Raw genomic sequence first — 17004 nt, 5'->3', positions numbered from 1 at the left:
CCACAACGTGTGCGAAGGCACACGGACGCACGTGCGATATTGCACGCAGTCCGATCCCAACGATCGTTCACACGCGTGGTGGCGGTCCATCATGACCGCTACACCCGGTTAGTCCACGTCTGGCGCAACCCTAGTTGGTCGGCGCACCAGACTCCAAGCGCTGTTGCCGGATCTTTCAATCCGAAGCTGCACACCCCGCAGCCTCAACACAACAGCGTATGGCTCCGCTCGACTAGTCTTTCCTGAGAAAGCGGACGGGCACTCGCGGCACCATCTCGAGCAGAACGTGTTACATCGAATCCGTTCGACGCAAAGGCTGTCGTCGCTCTTTGACGACGACTATTTTTGACCGACTCCAACCGGTTCACGCTCACTCGCGAATCGGCCGAATCGAATTGAACGCGCTCGCAGCGCGTGAACGAATTATACCGAAAAAGGAATTTTTGCTAGTCTGGGTGAAAAAAAGCCGGAAAGCCTTGCAGTCAGGGGAAGCCGCCTTCCGCCCCGTCAGACGAAATGTGCGCTTCCGGTAACATCTACCGCGAAATTTCGCGACGTTTGTGGCTTCTTGCGAGAAACATGTGAAAGTCATATTGATCCCCGTTACCCCTTTTCAGCAGAACAGCTCCTTACTGATTTGCGAACGGACCCAACGCGCCGCGGCCGTCGATCCGGGCGGCGATCTGGACCGCATCGAGCACGAGATATCACGGCATGGTGTACGCCTGGAAAAGGTGCTGCTGACGCACGGCCATCTTGACCACTGCGGCGGCGCGGACGAATTGGCACGTCGGCACGATGTGCCCATCGAAGGACCGCACACCGACGATCTGTTCCTGCTGGAAAGTCTCCCCGCGCAGGCGGCGCGCCTTGGCTTTGGCGATGGGCGCGCGTTCGAGCCGGCACGTTGGCTGGCCGAAGGAGACGCCGTCTCGGTCGGCGAGATCACCCTGCGCGTGCGACACTGTCCAGGTCACACGCCGGGGCATGTGATCTTCTTCCAGCCGGAGAACCGCCTGGCGTTGGTGGGTGACGTGCTGTTCGCGGGCTCGATTGGAAGAACTGACCTCCCGCGTGGCAACCAGACGGATTTGATTCGCTCGATCGTCGAGAAACTCTGGCCGCTTGGAGAAGACGTGACATTCGTGCCGGGACACGGACCCGTCTCGACCTTCGGTGACGAACGGCGCGGTAATCCCTATGTGGGAGACGACGTCACCGGCTACGGCGGCGTGGCGCGCGTTTGACCGGACCTGCCAGACGAAACGAATTCGCCCCTAAGTACGACACATCGTCTCGGCACATCGATTCGGAGCATCTGCCAGATAGATCTGCCAGAGCATGTGCATGGACGTATGCGGTGCACGTATCCGGCCGACACATCGAGGCGGGCGAAGCACACGACACAGATGGCACACCGCGCATCGACAAACAAGGAAAGGTTATGGCAGAAGAGGTATACGTGAGCACGGACGTCGAAGCGGACGGCCCCATACCCGGTCCGCATTCGATGCTCAGCTTTGCCTCGGCCGTCTACACGGCGGACAAGCAATTGATCGGCACGTTCTCCGCCAACCTCGAAACCTTGCCGGGGGCCCAGGCACATCCGGTGCAGGCAGCCTGGTGGAAAACGGAACCCGTCGCCTGGGCGGCATGTCGCGAAAACCTTCGCGATCCGGCGCAGGCGCTTACCGAATACGTCGAGTGGGTCGAAAAGCTGCCCGGCAAGCCGGTCTTCGTAGCGTTCCCCGCCGGCTTCGACTTCACGTACATGTTTTGGTACATGATGCGGTTCGTCGGCCGCTGTCCGTTCTCATGGTCGGCCCTCGACATGAAAACGCTCGCCTTTGCGATGACCGGCCTGCCCTATCGCAAAAACATCAAGCCGCGCTTCCCGCAGCATTGGTTCGATGACCTGCCCCATACTCACATCGCGTTGGACGACGCGATCGAGCAGGGCGCGCTGTTCTGCAACATGCTCGCTGAACTGCGCCAAACGCAGGCTCGCATCGCGGCGCAAGATGCCACGCCCGGCACTGCCGCCGGCAGCTGACAACCGCGACTGCATCGGCGGCCCGTGCCGCTGAAGAAGTGCAACGAACGGCGTCCTCACCGTGCGGTGCCGCAATTGCCTGTGCGGCTGCCGGGCTGCGTCTGGCAGTCCATACGCAGACGCCGTTGCGCCGGTCCGGGCACGCTGCCGTGCATGCTGCCGCCCGCGTGCTGTTCGACTTCAGTACAACTCGTTGATGCGTTCCGCGGGACGGCCAATCACGGCCTTGTCGCCGCGTACGATGATTGGCCGCTGCAACAGCGCCGGGTTGGTGGCGACGATCGCCAGCAGCGCGCGGTCGTCGGAATTCGCATCGGCCAGACCGAGCGATTTGTACGCGTCTTCATTCGGGCGCAGCATTTCCTGCGCGGGTACGCCCAGCTTCTGTTGCAGCGCACGCAGATCGTCCGCACTGAGCGGCGTTTTCAGATATTCGACGACTTCCACTTGCTCGCCCGATGACTGCGCGCGCTGTTGCAGCGCGTCGAGCGCTTCGCGCGACTTCGAGCAAGCTGGGTTGTGATAGATGGTGACCATGACTTCTCCAGTTGGAACCTGAGCAGGGAACGAATCGAGCGGACGCCGCGCATGCGGCGCCCGCTCTCGCACCATCGCAGGACGAGCATAAAGCACGCCCGCGGCAGCGCGCTGCCGGCTCGACGCCTCAGCGCGAGGCAACCACTGGAATGCCCTTCAGGCTGCCACCGTGTCGGCCCGCCTCGGCCAGCGCAGCCGTCACCGCTGCACCGGTGGCGGCGTCGATACCGAGACGCTGCGCCACTGCCGCTTCGCCGCGCTTGAAGGCAGCCAGATTGTTCAGCTTCACATGGCCATAGCCGCGCACGCGCGCCGGCATCTCGATCAGGCGCAACGCATCGTCAAGCCAACCGGCGGCGGCCGAACGCGGCGTTGCCAGCCCGTCGAGCAGGCGTCCGACCGTGATCTCGAAATCGTCGGCCAACTGCCGTTCCATGCGCCGTTCCACCGTCCGGCTGAACGGATCGATCACGGTGCCGCGCAGTGAGCGGAACCGCGCCATCGCCCCCAGCACGGGCCACAGCCATTGCCCGAACGCAACCTTGCGCGGCACCTGCCCGTCCTTGCCTTCGGCGCCGACCAGCGTCGGCGGCGCCATATGGAAGCGCAGCTTGAAATCCTGCCCCGCCTTGCCCTCGAACTGGTTCTCGAGTTCGCGTCGGAACGTGCCGTCCGTGTAGAGACGCGCAACCTCGTACTCGTCCTTGACCGCCAGCAGGCGATGGAAGGTGTGCGCCACGCCCTGCGTCAAGCGCGCCGCCCCATCGCCGGGCAATGCCGCCCCGGCTGCGCGCACACGGTCCACCAACGCATCGAAACGGCGGACGTAGGCGCTGCCGCCATAAGCGAGCAACCGCGCACGACGATCGTCGATCAAGGCCACCAGCGCTTCCGGCGTAGCGGGCGCATTGTTGGCCGCCTCCTTCGCCACAGGCGTGTCGGCCGTTGCCGAACGACCTGCCAACGCCGCCAGGGACGAGGCATCGCCCGCCACCAGGCGGCCGATGTTGAAGGCCAGCTTGTTCATCGGCACAGCCACGCCGTTCAGTTCGATCGCTCGCATCAGCGCCGGCAGCGAGACGGGCACGAGCCCCTGCTGCCAGGCGAAACCCAACATCAGGATGTTCGCCGTGATCGTGTCGCCGAGGTAACGCTGCGCGAGCGCCTGCGCGTCGCAACTGACCAGGTCACCGCCTGCCGCATCTCGCATTTTCGCCAGCAAGGCATCAACGTGCAGGCTGGCGTCCGGGTTTTGCACGAACGACGCATTGGGAATTGGATGTGTGTTGGCCACAATGCGCGTGCGGCCGCGGCGCACTGTCTGCAAGGCCTCGGCGGAGGCACCCACGACCATGTCGCAGGCCAGCAACACGTCGGCCTGCTGCGTATCGATGCGAACCTGGTTCAACAGCGACTCGCGCGCGGCGAAACGCACGAACGACAACACCGCCCCGCCCTTTTGCGCAAAGCCCATGAAATCCAGCACCGAGGCACTCTTGCCTTCGAGGTGCGCGGCCATGCTGATCAGCGCTCCCACCGTCACGACGCCGGTACCACCGACACCGGTGACGAGAATGTCGTACGGCGCCTCGGCCAGCCCTGTCGCCGGCGTTGGCAATGCGGCCAAGGCCGCCTCGAACGCGCCCGCCTCCAACGCTGCGCCCGCCGCCTTCTTCAATTTGCCGCCCTCGACCATCACGAAACTCGGGCAGAAGCCGTTCACGCACGAGAAGTCCTTGTTGCAGGACGATTGATCGATGCGACGCTTGCGTCCCAGCGGTGTCTCGAAAGGCTCGACGGATAGGCAATTCGACTGCACGCCGCAATCCCCACAACCCTCGCAGACCTCGGCATTGATGAACAGCCGCTTATTCGGATCGGGGAACGCGTTCTTCTTGCGACGACGACGCTTCTCGGCCGCACAGGTCTGATCGTAGATCAGCACCGTCACGCCCGGCGTGTCGCGCAGCTCCCGCTGCACGGCGTCCAGTTCGATGCGCGGATGGAACGTCGTGCCCGCCGGGAATTGATTTTCGTGCCCCTCGTATTTCTCCGGCTCGTCGCTCACCACCATCAGCCGCTTGACGCCCTCCGCCTCCACTTGTCGCGCGATCTGCGGCACCGAGATCGAACCGTCGACCGGCTGTCCGCCGGTCATCGCAACCGCGTCGTTGTAGAGGATCTTGTACGTGATGTTGGTTTTCGCCGCGATCGCCTGGCGTATCGCGAGAATTCCGGAATGGAAGTACGTTCCATCGCCAAGATTCTGGAAGATGTGCGGTGTCTTCGTGAACATCGAATGCGATGCCCAGTCGACGCCCTCACCGCCCATCTGGATCAGGCCGGTCGTGCCGCGCTCCATCCAGGAGGCCATGAAGTGGCAGCCGATGCCCGCATGCGCGATCGACCCCTCCGGCACCTTGGTCGACGTGTTGTGCGGGCAGCCCGAGCAGAAGTACGGCACACGGCGCACGTCGTCGGCCTTGTTTGACAGGATCGGGGCGGCGACCAGTTCGGTAACGCGGTCGCGACGGTCCATCGCAGGGAAGTGGCGCGCCATCCAGCCGGCAAGCACCGGCAGAATGCGCGACGGACGCAGCTCGCCCAACGATGACAGTAACGGCGTGCCGTCGACGTCCAACTTGCCGATCACTCGCGGGCGGGCGCCGTCCTCGCGATTGAACAGATATTCCTTGATCTGCTGTTCGACGACAGGACCCTTCTCCTCGACGACCAGCACCTCCTTCAGGCCAGCGACGAACGCGTCGAGCCGCGACAACTCCAGCGGGAACGACTGCCCAACCTTGTACACGCGCACGCCCGCCGCTTCGAGATCGTCCAACGAGATATCGAGACGACGCAGCGATTCGAGCAGATCCAGATGCGCCTTGCCGCAGGTCACGAGCCCGACCGTGGCGGCCGGCGCCTTCACGATCCACTTGTCGATGCTGTTCGCACGGGCGAAGTGGCGCACCGCGTCGAGCTTGGCCGCCAGACGCGACTCCAGCGCGAGGCTCGGCAGATCGGGCCAGCGGTTGTGCAGACCGTCGGCCGGTGCGTGGAAGTCGACCGGCCATACCCAGTCCGTGCGGATTGCGTCCAGATCCACCGTCGAACCGGATTCCACCGTTTCGGAAATCGCCTTGTAGCCGACCCACGCACCGGAGAAACGAGACAGGGCCCAGCCATACAGGCCGAATTCCAGCATTTCGGCAATGTTCGCCGGATTCACGATCGGCATCGACCAGCCGATCATCGAGTAATCGCTCTGGTGCGGCATCGACGACGATACGCAGCCGTGATCGTCACCGGCCACCACCAGCACGCCGCCATGCAGCGACGACCCATAGGCGTTGCCGTGCTTCAACGCATCGGCCGCCCGATCCACGCCGGGCCCCTTGCCGTACCACATCGCAAAGACGCCATCGACGGTCTTTTCAGGATCGGACTCGACGCGCTGCGTACCCAGCACCGCCGTGCCGCCCAGTTCCTCGTTGATGGCCGGCAGGAAGCGCACCTCATGTTCGTCGAGCAGCTTGCGGGCACGCCACATCTGCTGATCGACCATGCCCAGCGGCGAGCCACGATAGCCACTCACAAAACCGGCGGTATTCATGCCGCGCTGACGATCGAGCCGGCCTTGCGACAGTACGAGCCGCACCAATGCCTGAGTACCGGTCAGAAAGATCTGGCCGCGTTCGGCGGTCAGATTGTCAGTCAATGCGTAATCGGCCAATGCTGGCACCGGCCCCTGGCCAGGATGGGCAAGATCGGCGGTAAAGTCCTCGGCACCATCCGTATCGGCGATCGTGGGCTGGACCGAGAGCGGTGCCTCGGTCGCGGGCGCGCGCATCGCCTCAAACGGCGACGGCGCTGGCGTCGCCGTGCCTCCAGCGGGCGATGGATAGGCAGACGCGCTTGTCTTGTCGACGCCGGACGTGGAAGGGCTCGGCTGGAAGTCTTGGGGACGGGTCATGTTCACTCTTGAAGGTGGCGATATCGGCCCAGACACCGCTTGACGCGTGGTGAACATGGCCGGACGCAGATGCATTCGAGCTTAGCCAAGGCAGAAAAGTAAAAAGCCCCTAAACATGGCCGCGCCGGCAGCTAGCCGAGAATAAAAATCTCCACTAGCGCGAAAATCGAAACTTTATTCTCATATAAGGGTTTCCCCGCATGAGATTTTTCAGCCGAAAACCCTCGCAGCATCGGTCACAGGAAGCCGGTGAGCGGCTGCGGTATGCTGATCTGGTCACAGGCTTGGTTGGCTTGCCGCGCCATACGTGCACAGTACGAACTAATGAACACGCTTCCAAGAAATCGGAAACGGCAGATGACCGTGACAGCGGCCAACGTGACGCAACGCGGCGAGCGCAGTCGACGACATCGAGCGGAGAATTGACTTTGAAACGCAACACCCTGATCTGGGCGGGCGGCCTCGCTGCGCTGGCAGCAGGCGTCCTGCTGGCCAAGCAAGCGCACGGTAACCGCCCCCCCGTTACAACCGTTCCGGACATCGACCTGCGGCGTTACAGCGGGCAATGGCACGAGATCGCACGCTTCCCGAATCGCTTCCAAAAGAAATGCGTGAGCGACGTCACCGCGACATACCGGCAACGCGACGATGGCCGCATCGACGTGACGAACCGGTGCCGCACTGCCGACGGCTCGTTCGACGAAGTCAGCGGTATTGCCCGTCAGGATCGATCGCGCGCCGCGCAGCCGTTCTCGAATGCGAAACTCGAAGTGTTGTTCGCCCCCCGCTGGCTAGGGTGGCTACCAGTCGCATGGGGCCGATATTGGGTCGTCATGCTCGACGCGGACTATGAATGGGCGGTGGTCAGCGAACCGCGACAGAGGTATCTGTGGATCTTGGCCCGCCACCCGAATCTCAGCGCCGACACTTACCGACGTATCGAGAGAGATCTTGCCGGCCAGGGGTACGACGTCCGTCGATTGCAGACGGACGCCAACGCGGTGGGTTCAGCCGCCGCCCAGCCAGCGCGCTAGCCAATTGAACCAGCGCGGCGTCCAGACGTTCGAGCCAAACTGGACGAAGGTCACCGCGATCATGAGCGCGATGACCAATAGAGGCGCGCGCAGACGAGTCGCCAGAGTGATGAGACGCGGCCGCCAGCGCAGGTCGATCGCAATGCCGATGCAGGCGCCTATCACGACCTCGATCAGCGTGTGCGCACCTGCCAACCGGGAAATGCTCAGCAAGCCGCAGGCAGCGTAGGCGAAGGCCGCGGCTCCGTTACCGAAGCGCCGCAACAAGCGCGTTGTACAGCAGGCCAGCACAGTCGGCCAGACGGAGAAGGCCAGCATCGCGTGTCCACTGATCACCCGATATCCGAGTGGCGGGTGATGCCACGCCACCAGTGCCCAGACCAGTTTCGAGATGCCGACCGTAACCAACCCCGCTCCAAGGGCGACTACCCATTGGACCGCTGGCCCACGCTCAGCATCGAAAAACCATAGCGCAAGGACGACTGCCACAGGCAGCACGAGGCCTACATCCCCCAGTGACGCAACTTCGGCGGATAATAAAAGCAATTTCTCCCCTTGACGGGCCCGTCTACATCTTCGCCCGCTACTGTTCTCTCAGCGCCCGCAGCCCAGCGCCATTGGCACCCAAGAACGGCTGCCGGCGCAACGAGCCGCAGCCGTGGAGCGCCGGCAAGACTTCACGTCTCGCGGTATTCAAGCTCATGCACGCAGTCTCGTGAAGAACCCACCACGTTCTCATCGATGCATCTTGAGAACGCTTTTATAATTCTATTAACCTATGCTGCTGCCTTGCCAGTTCCATGATTGAAAAACACGTTCGGTCGATAAAACGGATTATGAGGCCGTTAAAGAAGCTTGCCCGGTCCCTTTCGGCGAATTCGAAGGTCTTCGCCTATGCGACCGCCAATCGGATTTCAAAACGGCGCCCATACCGCGACGGTTCTTCTCAGCCCCTAATTATATCGCTTACAACCTATAACCGGCGACTTCAACGAGTCCACCTCGCCATCGAATCGATCTTTCATCAAAATTACAGAAATTTCGAAATCGAGCTACATTTGAGTGACTCCGACATTTCAAGCCACGACCAACTTCCTAGGCATCTGAAACGCCTGGAAGCCCGCGGATTACGAATTTTCATCCACCCGGAAAATCTGAGAAGCTATAAAAAATATTACTACACGTTATCGTCGCACCCAGAAGCCACGCTGGTCACCGCTGACGACGACATATTTTACCCGAGGGACTGGCTTCGAAAACTAGTCGAAACTCACAAGCGTCATCCGGACACTGTCGTCTGCTATCGCGGTCATGCCTTGGGCATCACTATAGATGGCGAGCTTGCGCCTTACAGCCTCGATGGACACTCAACGCATGAAACTTTCCAAATTCCTGCGTGGTCGCTGATGCCCACTGGTGTTAGCGGAGTGCTATATCCGCCTGGATCCCTAAACCGCAATATCGCCCTGGATGCCGCCAACTTCATGAGGCTCGCGCCTACGGCGGACGATATCTGGCTAAAGATTAGCTCCGTCGCGGCCGGAAAGAAATCGGTCCGTGTTGGAAAAAACAATGTTCATTTCACTGGCATTCCCAACGATGATTTCGAAGGTCTGGTAACGACCAACGTCAAAAATGGGGGAAACAATCGCCAGCTCGAAGCATGCTTAAAAGAATTTCCAGATATCCGCGCACTGATCGCCAATGCGGAACAGTGAGATTTACGATCCCCAAACGCCGAAGCCGACGTCTGCCTCCCTATGTTCTCAGCAATACTAAAACGATCATTCACATTACTGGTTGGCAGTGGAAGCGCAGCCTTGATCAACCTGCTAACTATTCCGCTCCTCATTTCCCATTGGGGAATGAACGGCTATGGCGTGTACGTTACCCTCTTCGCGGTCGCGGCGACGGCCACGGCGATCTTCAGCCTACAACCGTGGCAGACTGTCATACGATACTGGTATAGTGCCGACGAAGCTAGACAGAACGATTTGCTTCGACAAGCGATTATACTTGATTTTTTCACGTGCACTTTGGGAAGCGTCATATTCGCATTTACTTCGGATTACTTCCTCACACTGGTAGGACTTCCGAAAGAATACGACTCAGCACTGAAGATTCAAGCACTTTCGATCTTCCTCAGTCAGGCCGGATTCCCTGTAGCATATTTGCGGATATCCGATAAGTTCGGAGCGCAAGCGACGGCACAATATGTAAGCGCTGGCGTACGCTTAACCTCGTGCCTAATCATTCACTTCCTGTCGCCATCGTTTCTTATCGACATCTTTCTGCTAATGCTTCCCGCCATTGTGCAAAACTTGGTGTTGTGGCTGGCGGCACTACTTTGCTTGCGGGAAGGAAAACACTCCATAAATTTCAGTAACAAATCCATCGACAGAGCGTTTTTCTCTTATAGCGCGTGGATTAATTTCAAGACAATCCTTGACCTACCAATAAATCAGCTTGACAAGATAATTATAAGTCGCTATCTCGGAGTTGAAGCGACCGCACTCTATGAGCTTCTGAAAAAACTCGGTCAAATATTTTCGATGGTCGCACAAGCGTTGTCGCAGGTCTCTTTTCCGGTCCTGGCCAAACGAGTCAGCAGCGGCGAAGGCAAGACTGCGTTCAGGTCCGCGATCCGCTTTGCAAGGCTGGGACTCTTTGCAACAGTTGGGGCAACCGGCGTCTTGCTCATCGTGACGCACCTTTTCAACGTGCAAGAAATTTCGATCAAAGGATCACATCTTTCCATCGCAGTCTTGTGCTCCTACGTCTTTATCAGCCTATCATCTAACTCCTTCATTTTTGTAAATGTCCTTTTTATGTCTATGGGTTATATCAAAAAGGACACTTTCATCATGATTTTGGCCAGCTCAGCCTATCTAGCGTTACTTGCGGCCACTATCCAGCGATGGCAATTGCAAGCGGTCATGTTATCGCTCGCCGCGCAAGTTGTCATCGTGGTTGCAAGTAAGCTAATGATCATTTCGAGGAGCCTTTCTTTTGACCGTCCGCATACTCTTTCTTAACGCTGGGGACAAGCCGGTCGACTTGTCGACCCTTCAAAGCACGGGAGCCTCGGGGACAGTTTCGTCATTGTTGTGGGTGGCCAAGGGAATCACCGAACTCGGATATTCCGCCGCCGTTCTTCACAACGCCGACAGTTCGCATATTGACTGCGGAATCGCTTTCCACGGAATAGGAAGCCATGACATCGCTGCCGCCGTCTCGCGGATTCCTCATGATGTACTAGTGGTAGTCGGGCATAGCGGGCGATATCTGCAGAAAGGCCGCATCAGCCAACGGCCGACAATCTATTGGGTTCACAACTGGGTCGATCTGCGTCTTTTCGGTGATGCAATGCAGAAAGGCCATTTTGAAGAGTTGTTATTCGTCAGCAAATATCATTTGATCCGCAGCCTGGCTGACGTGGGGATGCCAAGATTCCTCGTGGAACGCAGTCAGGCTATCGCAAATCCCGTTCACACAGCAGGCGCCGAACGCAAGATAAACTACGCGCTAGAAGCGAGCGACACGCTAAGAGTCGCATTCTGCGGATATCCCTCGGCAAACAAAGGCTTCCCGCAAGCTTGCGAAGTCGTTAATTCGTTAGCCTCCGACGGTATAAACGCGACTCTCAGCGTGTTCGGGGATGCCTCGCTTTACTCAGCCGACGGTCGGGGCGATTCGTCTGTCGGATGCGCCGATGAAGAGGCTGCAAGCCGACTGATTTGGCGTGGCACCTTAGGTCGGCACGCTTTGTATCAGGAAATGATAAAGCATGACATCATCGTCGGCGGGCTCACAGGCAGTGAAACATTCTGTGTATCGTTAGCAGAAGCGCAAACGCTCGGAGTTCCAGTCCTTTCGTCGGTCGTGGGTGGTCAAACTGACTTCGTACAATCAGGGATAACCGGGTTACTCACACGCAGTAACGGTCGTGCGGTTTCCGAACTCCGAAAATTTTCCCGTGGTTCCTCAGATAAGCGAAAATGCATGGGAGATGCTGCGATGGCTGCCATGGCCAAATACGATTACCGGGTGGTGGCAAAAAGTTGGGCGGCGTTGTTGGAATCCGTTTCGTCAAGTGGCTCGGCGGCACAGCCATTCGGGCGCATAGAACTTCTGGGCGCAGCACTCCGCGTTAAAATCAACAGGAAATTTTCGAATTGGGCATGAGAAATTCTTACGTCATAACGTCGGGCTGGTGGTGCGGAGAGAAATCAGAACGAAACGAAAAGCGCGTGGAGTACGGCTCTCCCACGATCAGGGAGAAGCAGTTCTTTTCCACTTGGTACGATTCGATAAACAGAAACTCTAGCCCGGAAAAGATTCTTATCGTAGATTCGGCCTCGCCCACTCTCCCAGACCTGCCGCCGGATGCCCGCCTCGAGCTTCTTCGACTGAATGAAAACGGCGGTCATGCAACAAGCCACGTTGGTCATTTATCTGGGTTCACCCGGGCCGTTGTTGCGGGTTTGGCATACGCTTTGGCTTGCGAAGTGGATTACTGGGTCTACGTAGAACAGGATGCCATCCTGAAGGGAGAGGGCATCATCGAGTACGCCCTCGGAAATCTTTCTCGCGGCATTGCATTTGGTAACGGCATAGGGACGCCCCAACCGATCCAACAATCGGTAATGATTGTGCGTAAGGACCATATCGCACGATTCATCAACGCACTTACAGGCATACGCGCGCGCGACGCTGAGATCTCGCCCGAGGTAAAGTTCGCGATGGCGGCTACACCACTTACCCGTTTTCTTCCAGAGTTCATTTTTCGTGCGCCTTCGCGCATCGAATGGGCGGGGCGGCTGCACGCCCGCTTGATCAGGGTTTTCTTCCGAACACTGCGGGGTTACGATTATCTTCCCTACGGCTACGGCAGATCGAGGCCGATCGATTTTTCCCAGCCGTTTTATTACTTCCAGCATGGCAGTGACGAGGAGCTGGAAGCGGCGTTATCCTCTTGTAGCCCCGCGGGTTCCTGAAATCCGATTGCAGCGGTGAAATCGCTGTGAAGACGCGTTCACGGCGCTCTGCCGAGAAGCGCTGCGCCAGTTGCCTCGATATGATTGCCGGATGAATTCGCGCTGGGCCGTGCGGCGTGAACTATGCCTCTCGCGAGTCGGACGAAGATTGGCGCGCTGGCCGGTTGGGGTTAAAAATGCGTCGTTGCCTGTGCCGACCGGGCGCACGCGGTCGGCGTCAACCGTCAGCAAGGTTGCGTTGACCGGCTATGCCTGCCTAGGTTAATCGGCTAAGGGAGATGCATCAGCCGAAATCGGCATGCCAAGCGCGTGATGTAAACGTCGGTCGTTGTAAAAGCATATCCGGTCGCTGGTCGCACGGCTAGCATGGGCATAGTCTGAGAGCGATGCCGGGGCGCGCATCGTTCTTCGCGCGAGTGGATCATGCGTTCGACCTTGCGCTCGCTGAGGGCAAAGCAGCGTGACGGATTTCTGGCGCAGGCCGTGGCCGCGCACAGGTGAGGTATGGCGGCGCGAGGAGAAAACCGAGCCGTTTCCCGGGCGCGGCAGGAACAGCGTCGGCACGGATCGCAGCGGTCCGATGCGGACGATGAGGGCACTTTCCCGCGAGCTGCTGGCGCTGCAGGCCTTACCGCTCCGCGGCAGGGACTGGCCAAGGGTTCGCGCATGTCGCTGCTAATCACCGGTGCGATCGTTGCCTGGACGCCTAATCGAGGCCTGGCCCGAGGACGGACGCTCGTCCGGCATCGTTGCCACCGATAGCCGGACCTGGATGCATAACCCGAGGCTGACTGGCCGCCTGCGAACCTCTGCCGGCCCCCCACTCAGAACGCGCGCGGCACCGCATTCTCACCGAGCCCTAAGTAGCCTGCCGTCCGGTACCGGACAACAGCGACTTCTCGATCATCGCCTTGATTGCCCGGCGAACGGCGCATTAACCTTCCGAGCGGACTCAACCACCCTGTCATACACCGTGCGGCGCGGCATGCCAAGCTGGTGGCACCGCTTGGCAAGCGAGAAGCTACCGCCGTCGGCCACCAGTACCTGGCAATCGTTCGGATCACTTCTTGTCCTCGCATAGCAGGGACTGCGTTCTTTCCGACACGTGACGCCAGCATCGTCTCGCCGTAGGCCTCATCTTGAAAAGATGGGCAGGCGATCATAGCTTGGTCGCCGGAGGACGGCGCCAGCTAGCGACAACAGCTTAAAGTGATTCCGCCTTGCCATGATGGATCGGTCCAAGCGCGCACCTGGAATCTACCGTCATATCGACGCCCGTCGACTGTAACGACCCATCCCGATTGTGTTATTGCCGGTCTATATAAATTCTATAGCCGACTGCGCTCATGCGAGGCGCTGAAATTACAACGCCTTGGATCATTCCCGACTGAGCATAGGTTTTCACAAGCATTGCCGGACTACGATGTCACCGCCGCAACAACCACTTCGCCACTCGGCGAGCAGTCTGCTCCAGGGCGCCCGGAATACGGTCTAGCATTTCCGGTCTGATCCGGTAATCGCCGTCGCCACGGTCCAACTCGAGATTTGTCGATTGCACCACTCGCTCTTCCCAAGTCTGATTCGGCCGTTGCTCCCCCTCTTGTCTCTTTATCCTTACGTTGCCGCCAATATGACTACCCCAATCTGAGCGCAGTTCGTGCTTGAACTGATTTCCCGAAATTGTCGCTGCCCGCAGGTCGAGACGACTTTGAATCTGCTCCGGATAGCGATACTGAAAATGTTTCAGACGAATATGCTTCCTCCAAATCCAGCTCGGAAACGCGCTATCCGGCCACAGATTGTCCGCGCCCCAGTCCTTGTCGCGATGCCGTACGAAACGAGCTTCAGAACTATTGCACGCGTAGTGTTTCAGTGCCTCGACCGACCTGCCCTCTCTATATGCAGAAGGGTTTAAGCTGTATTCAATCGCATCCTTCTCAGTAAAGTAGTATTGGAAACTGGCCGCCTTAACGACGTCATAGGCCGATGGTACTCCGGCAAGGAACTCCCGCGGATCATCGATGTAGAATTCGTCAGAATCAAGGCGGCACCACCAATCGCCTTTCTTCGCGTAGGCACGCGCGGCGTCATACGCAATCGCTCGCAGTCCGTCGCGGAATGGTCCGGTAGCCCGTCCCACAAGCACGACCTTTGGATTGCGGCCAAATCTATCCTGGAGCAACTGCCAGGTGCCATCGTCGCTTTCATGGTCGAGCACCCAGACACAGTCGATCCAACGCAACGCATCCAGTAAGGTTCTCTCGATGATGTCGATTTCGTTTCTTATCAGACAAATTCCAAATATTCGCAATTGCCCTCCTGAATAACACTGATAACGGGCTTGACCCAATCCAAGCGAACCGCCACGCAGGCCACTCCAACAGGCGGCGCGTTCCGCCCGTGCTATTAAGTCACGAGTTGTCAAGCCAGCAGATTTGGCTTCGAATTAGGGATTGCGCGTACGCCGAAGGATTCGCTTGGCGATCACATATAGTCCCTTGGCCGCTTGTCCTGAGGCCCTCCACGCCCACTGCGGCCTTGAAGGCGCGATCGACAAAGCGCGGACACAGGCATTCAGAAAAAGGGTGGGCCGGTCGTTTCTCAACTCGTTAACAAAGAAGCGAAGGGCCGGTAGATCTCCTTGCGCGAGGGCTTTTCGCACATGGAGTATGAAAAATATCCTGCGACCGGCTCTTGACTCCCCGGAAAGACAGTGATCCATGAAATACTGGCTCGCCTCTAGATTCATCTGGGCGGACATCTGTCCGGGACGGCCAATTTCGATAAGCACTCCAGGCACCTTATCGAATTTGAACTTGATGCCGCGCTTCCTGTTGTTAATCAGAAATCCCCAGTCCTGATGTTTCTTCTGATTCTCATCGAATCGAGCGAGCGGGGCCAGCGATTTCGGAAACGAAATGGTTGACGATCTTATGTCACCGCCTTTCCCGAACAGATAATTCACGGGACTCATGTCCTCCAAATAATCCGTAACGCTTGACCTTTCCGGCTCGCCACCTTCTCTAACATTACAAAAATCACCAAATATCACGGCCGCGTGACGACTCTCCCGCATCATTGAGATGCGTCTACCGACATAATCCGGAAGCAGAAGGTCGTCTGAGTCGACCATGAATATATAGTTGCCTAACGCCGCATCAATCCCCATGTTTCGACTGTGTGCCGCGTTGGTTTTCGCCGCTTTTTCGATCAGCCGGACCCGTATCTGCCGCTCGACATATCTATCGACAATCAAACGTAGGCGGGGAAGATCCGGCGAAACGTCATCTACCAAGACGAATTCAGCGGATGCCCCGGCGTGGTCTGCCGCAACAATGCAGGCGTCAATAGTGCGCCTTATGAACAGCGAACTATTATATGTGGGTATTACAAATGTGACTGCTTCGGTCATATCATGACGATGATTCGGAGCCGTTTCGATATACAACCGGCCGCGTGAATTGCGCGAAGTAAGGACGGGGCAACCTAAGGCTGCTGCCGACTGCTTTTAAGTGTTCGGACGACACGTCGAATTACGTCGAAACGCCTCTCTGGCCGACTGGAAAATTTCGTCGGTATAAAGGGGCTGACCAGTCCACGTCGAGAGAGCGTTGCGACGAATTTCGTTATAAAGCGCAGGCTCGTCGATCAACCTGAAAACCCGCCCGAGGGCTTCATCATCGCGCATTAATAGCGAGTTCCAGCCGTCCTTGCAGTAAGAAGGTATTTCGCCAACGGGCGTGACGATCGGCACCAAACCAAGCTGCATGGCTTCGATCACAGACATAGCCATTCCCTCATGACGACTTAGCTGCAGGAAGAAAGCGCATCCCTCGGCCTTTTCGGGTAATTCGTCATGTCCGGCCGGTCCCGCGAAACGCACCGCATCAGCGACTGCTAGCTGTTCGACAAGTGCAACCAGCTTCGCTTTCTCCCCACCATCCGGACCAATTATCGTAAAGCTAGCGTCATCGTAACGGGCTCGTATTTTTGCAAAAAACGCGATCGCACGGTCAATCGCCTTTTGCGGCGCGAGGCGGCCCCAGAAGACGAAGTGAACGGGTGCTCGCAATTGTCCAGACGCCGGCTGCAGGCGCGCGGTGAGAAACGAAATCACACGGCACGCTTTGTCCGAATTTTTGCCCAAAATCGCGTCAAGCGTCGCCCTAGAATCCGCCCAAACCTCGTCAGCGATGGCGTTCATCGCTTTCGTGAAAAATCGATCTACGCGGTGCACGAATGACTCGTTATGTAGAAACGATATTACTACTGTTTTACGGCGAAATAGCTTAAAGGTAATGCCGAGGGGCACGGTCCACCATATAGAACAAATCAGGACATCGGGTGACAGCTTAAATAGACGCCAAAGCGCGAGCGCATGCGAGAAAGGGTTAACAAGTGACCATC

The 17004-nt window shown here is 58.4% G+C and carries 13 protein-coding genes; 7 read left to right on the top strand and 6 right to left on the bottom strand.

What is annotated here, in order from left to right; translation table 11 throughout:
• Positions 1-581 precede the first annotated feature (581 nt).
• Positions 582-1247, top strand: coding sequence for an MBL fold metallo-hydrolase (locus BLU54_RS10610; RefSeq protein WP_091907844.1), 666 nt, complete (start codon positions 582-584; stop codon positions 1245-1247).
• A 197-nt stretch (positions 1248-1444) separates the two neighbouring features.
• Complete coding sequence (locus BLU54_RS10605) at positions 1445-2053, top strand: 3'-5' exonuclease family protein (protein ID WP_091907842.1); 609 nt, start codon at positions 1445-1447, stop codon at positions 2051-2053.
• A 180-nt stretch (positions 2054-2233) separates the two neighbouring features.
• Here the strand turns inward: BLU54_RS10605 and arsC are convergent, their stop codons facing one another.
• Positions 2234-2590, bottom strand: a complete 357-nt coding sequence (gene arsC, locus BLU54_RS10600) for an arsenate reductase (glutaredoxin) (RefSeq protein ID WP_091907840.1) — start codon at positions 2588-2590, stop codon at positions 2234-2236.
• Between the two features lie 127 nt (positions 2591-2717).
• A complete protein-coding gene (locus tag BLU54_RS10595) occupies positions 2718-6566 on the bottom strand; it encodes an indolepyruvate ferredoxin oxidoreductase family protein (protein WP_235837887.1) in 3849 nt (1282 codons plus the stop codon).
• Positions 6567-6766: 200 nt separating this feature from the next.
• Here BLU54_RS10595 and BLU54_RS10590 point away from each other — a divergent pair, with 200 nt between their 5' ends.
• Positions 6767-7600 (top strand): lipocalin family protein, encoded by an 834-nt coding sequence (locus BLU54_RS10590; protein ID WP_091907836.1) that lies wholly within the window; start codon positions 6767-6769, stop codon positions 7598-7600.
• Here BLU54_RS10590 and BLU54_RS10585 read toward each other — a convergent pair.
• The gene (locus BLU54_RS10585; RefSeq protein WP_091907834.1) at positions 7574-8008 is read right to left on the bottom strand and encodes a hypothetical protein; all 435 of its coding nucleotides are present in this window, start codon (positions 8006-8008) and stop codon (positions 7574-7576) included. The two genes, BLU54_RS10590 and BLU54_RS10585, sit on opposite strands and share 27 nt — an antisense overlap.
• 392 nt (positions 8009-8400) lie before the next feature.
• Here BLU54_RS10585 and BLU54_RS10580 point away from each other — a divergent pair, with 392 nt between their 5' ends.
• From BLU54_RS10580 to BLU54_RS23235, 4 genes are read left to right on the top strand one after another with little or no spacing between them, the layout of a single operon-like run.
• Positions 8401-9318, top strand: coding sequence for a glycosyltransferase family A protein (locus BLU54_RS10580; protein WP_091907832.1), 918 nt, complete (start codon positions 8401-8403; stop codon positions 9316-9318).
• 42 nt (positions 9319-9360) lie between these two features.
• Positions 9361-10635, top strand: a complete 1275-nt coding sequence (locus BLU54_RS10575; RefSeq protein ID WP_091907829.1) for a lipopolysaccharide biosynthesis protein — start codon at positions 9361-9363, stop codon at positions 10633-10635.
• The gene (locus BLU54_RS10570; RefSeq protein WP_139169633.1) at positions 10610-11785 is read left to right on the top strand and encodes a glycosyltransferase; all 1176 of its coding nucleotides are present in this window, start codon (positions 10610-10612) and stop codon (positions 11783-11785) included. Before BLU54_RS10575 ends, BLU54_RS10570 begins: the two co-directional genes overlap by 26 nt.
• Positions 11782-12597, top strand: coding sequence for a hypothetical protein (locus BLU54_RS23235; protein WP_139169631.1), 816 nt, complete (start codon positions 11782-11784; stop codon positions 12595-12597). Before BLU54_RS10570 ends, BLU54_RS23235 begins: the two co-directional genes overlap by 4 nt.
• Positions 12598-14023: 1426 nt before the next feature.
• Here the strand turns inward: BLU54_RS23235 and BLU54_RS10560 are convergent.
• The 3 genes from BLU54_RS10560 to BLU54_RS10550 all read right to left on the bottom strand — a co-directional run bounded on the left by BLU54_RS10560 (position 14024) and on the right by BLU54_RS10550 (position 16801).
• Positions 14024-14908 (bottom strand): glycosyltransferase family 2 protein, encoded by an 885-nt coding sequence (locus BLU54_RS10560; protein ID WP_170845108.1) that lies wholly within the window; start codon positions 14906-14908, stop codon positions 14024-14026.
• Positions 14909-15043: 135 nt separating this feature from the next.
• Positions 15044-16009 (bottom strand): glycosyltransferase family 2 protein, encoded by a 966-nt coding sequence (locus BLU54_RS10555; protein ID WP_091907821.1) that lies wholly within the window; start codon positions 16007-16009, stop codon positions 15044-15046.
• A 96-nt stretch (positions 16010-16105) separates the two neighbouring features.
• On the bottom strand, positions 16106-16801 hold the full coding sequence (locus tag BLU54_RS10550; RefSeq protein ID WP_170845107.1) for a glycosyltransferase family 4 protein: 696 nt from the start codon (positions 16799-16801) through the stop codon (positions 16106-16108).
• Between the last annotated feature and the right edge of the window lie 203 nt (positions 16802-17004).

This window comes from Chitinasiproducens palmae (genome assembly GCF_900095735.1).
GTDB classification, from domain to species: domain Bacteria; phylum Pseudomonadota; class Gammaproteobacteria; order Burkholderiales; family Burkholderiaceae; genus Chitinasiproducens; species Chitinasiproducens palmae.
Note: the sequence above shows the minus strand (reverse complement) of the source record. Positions and strands in the feature narration are given on the sequence as shown.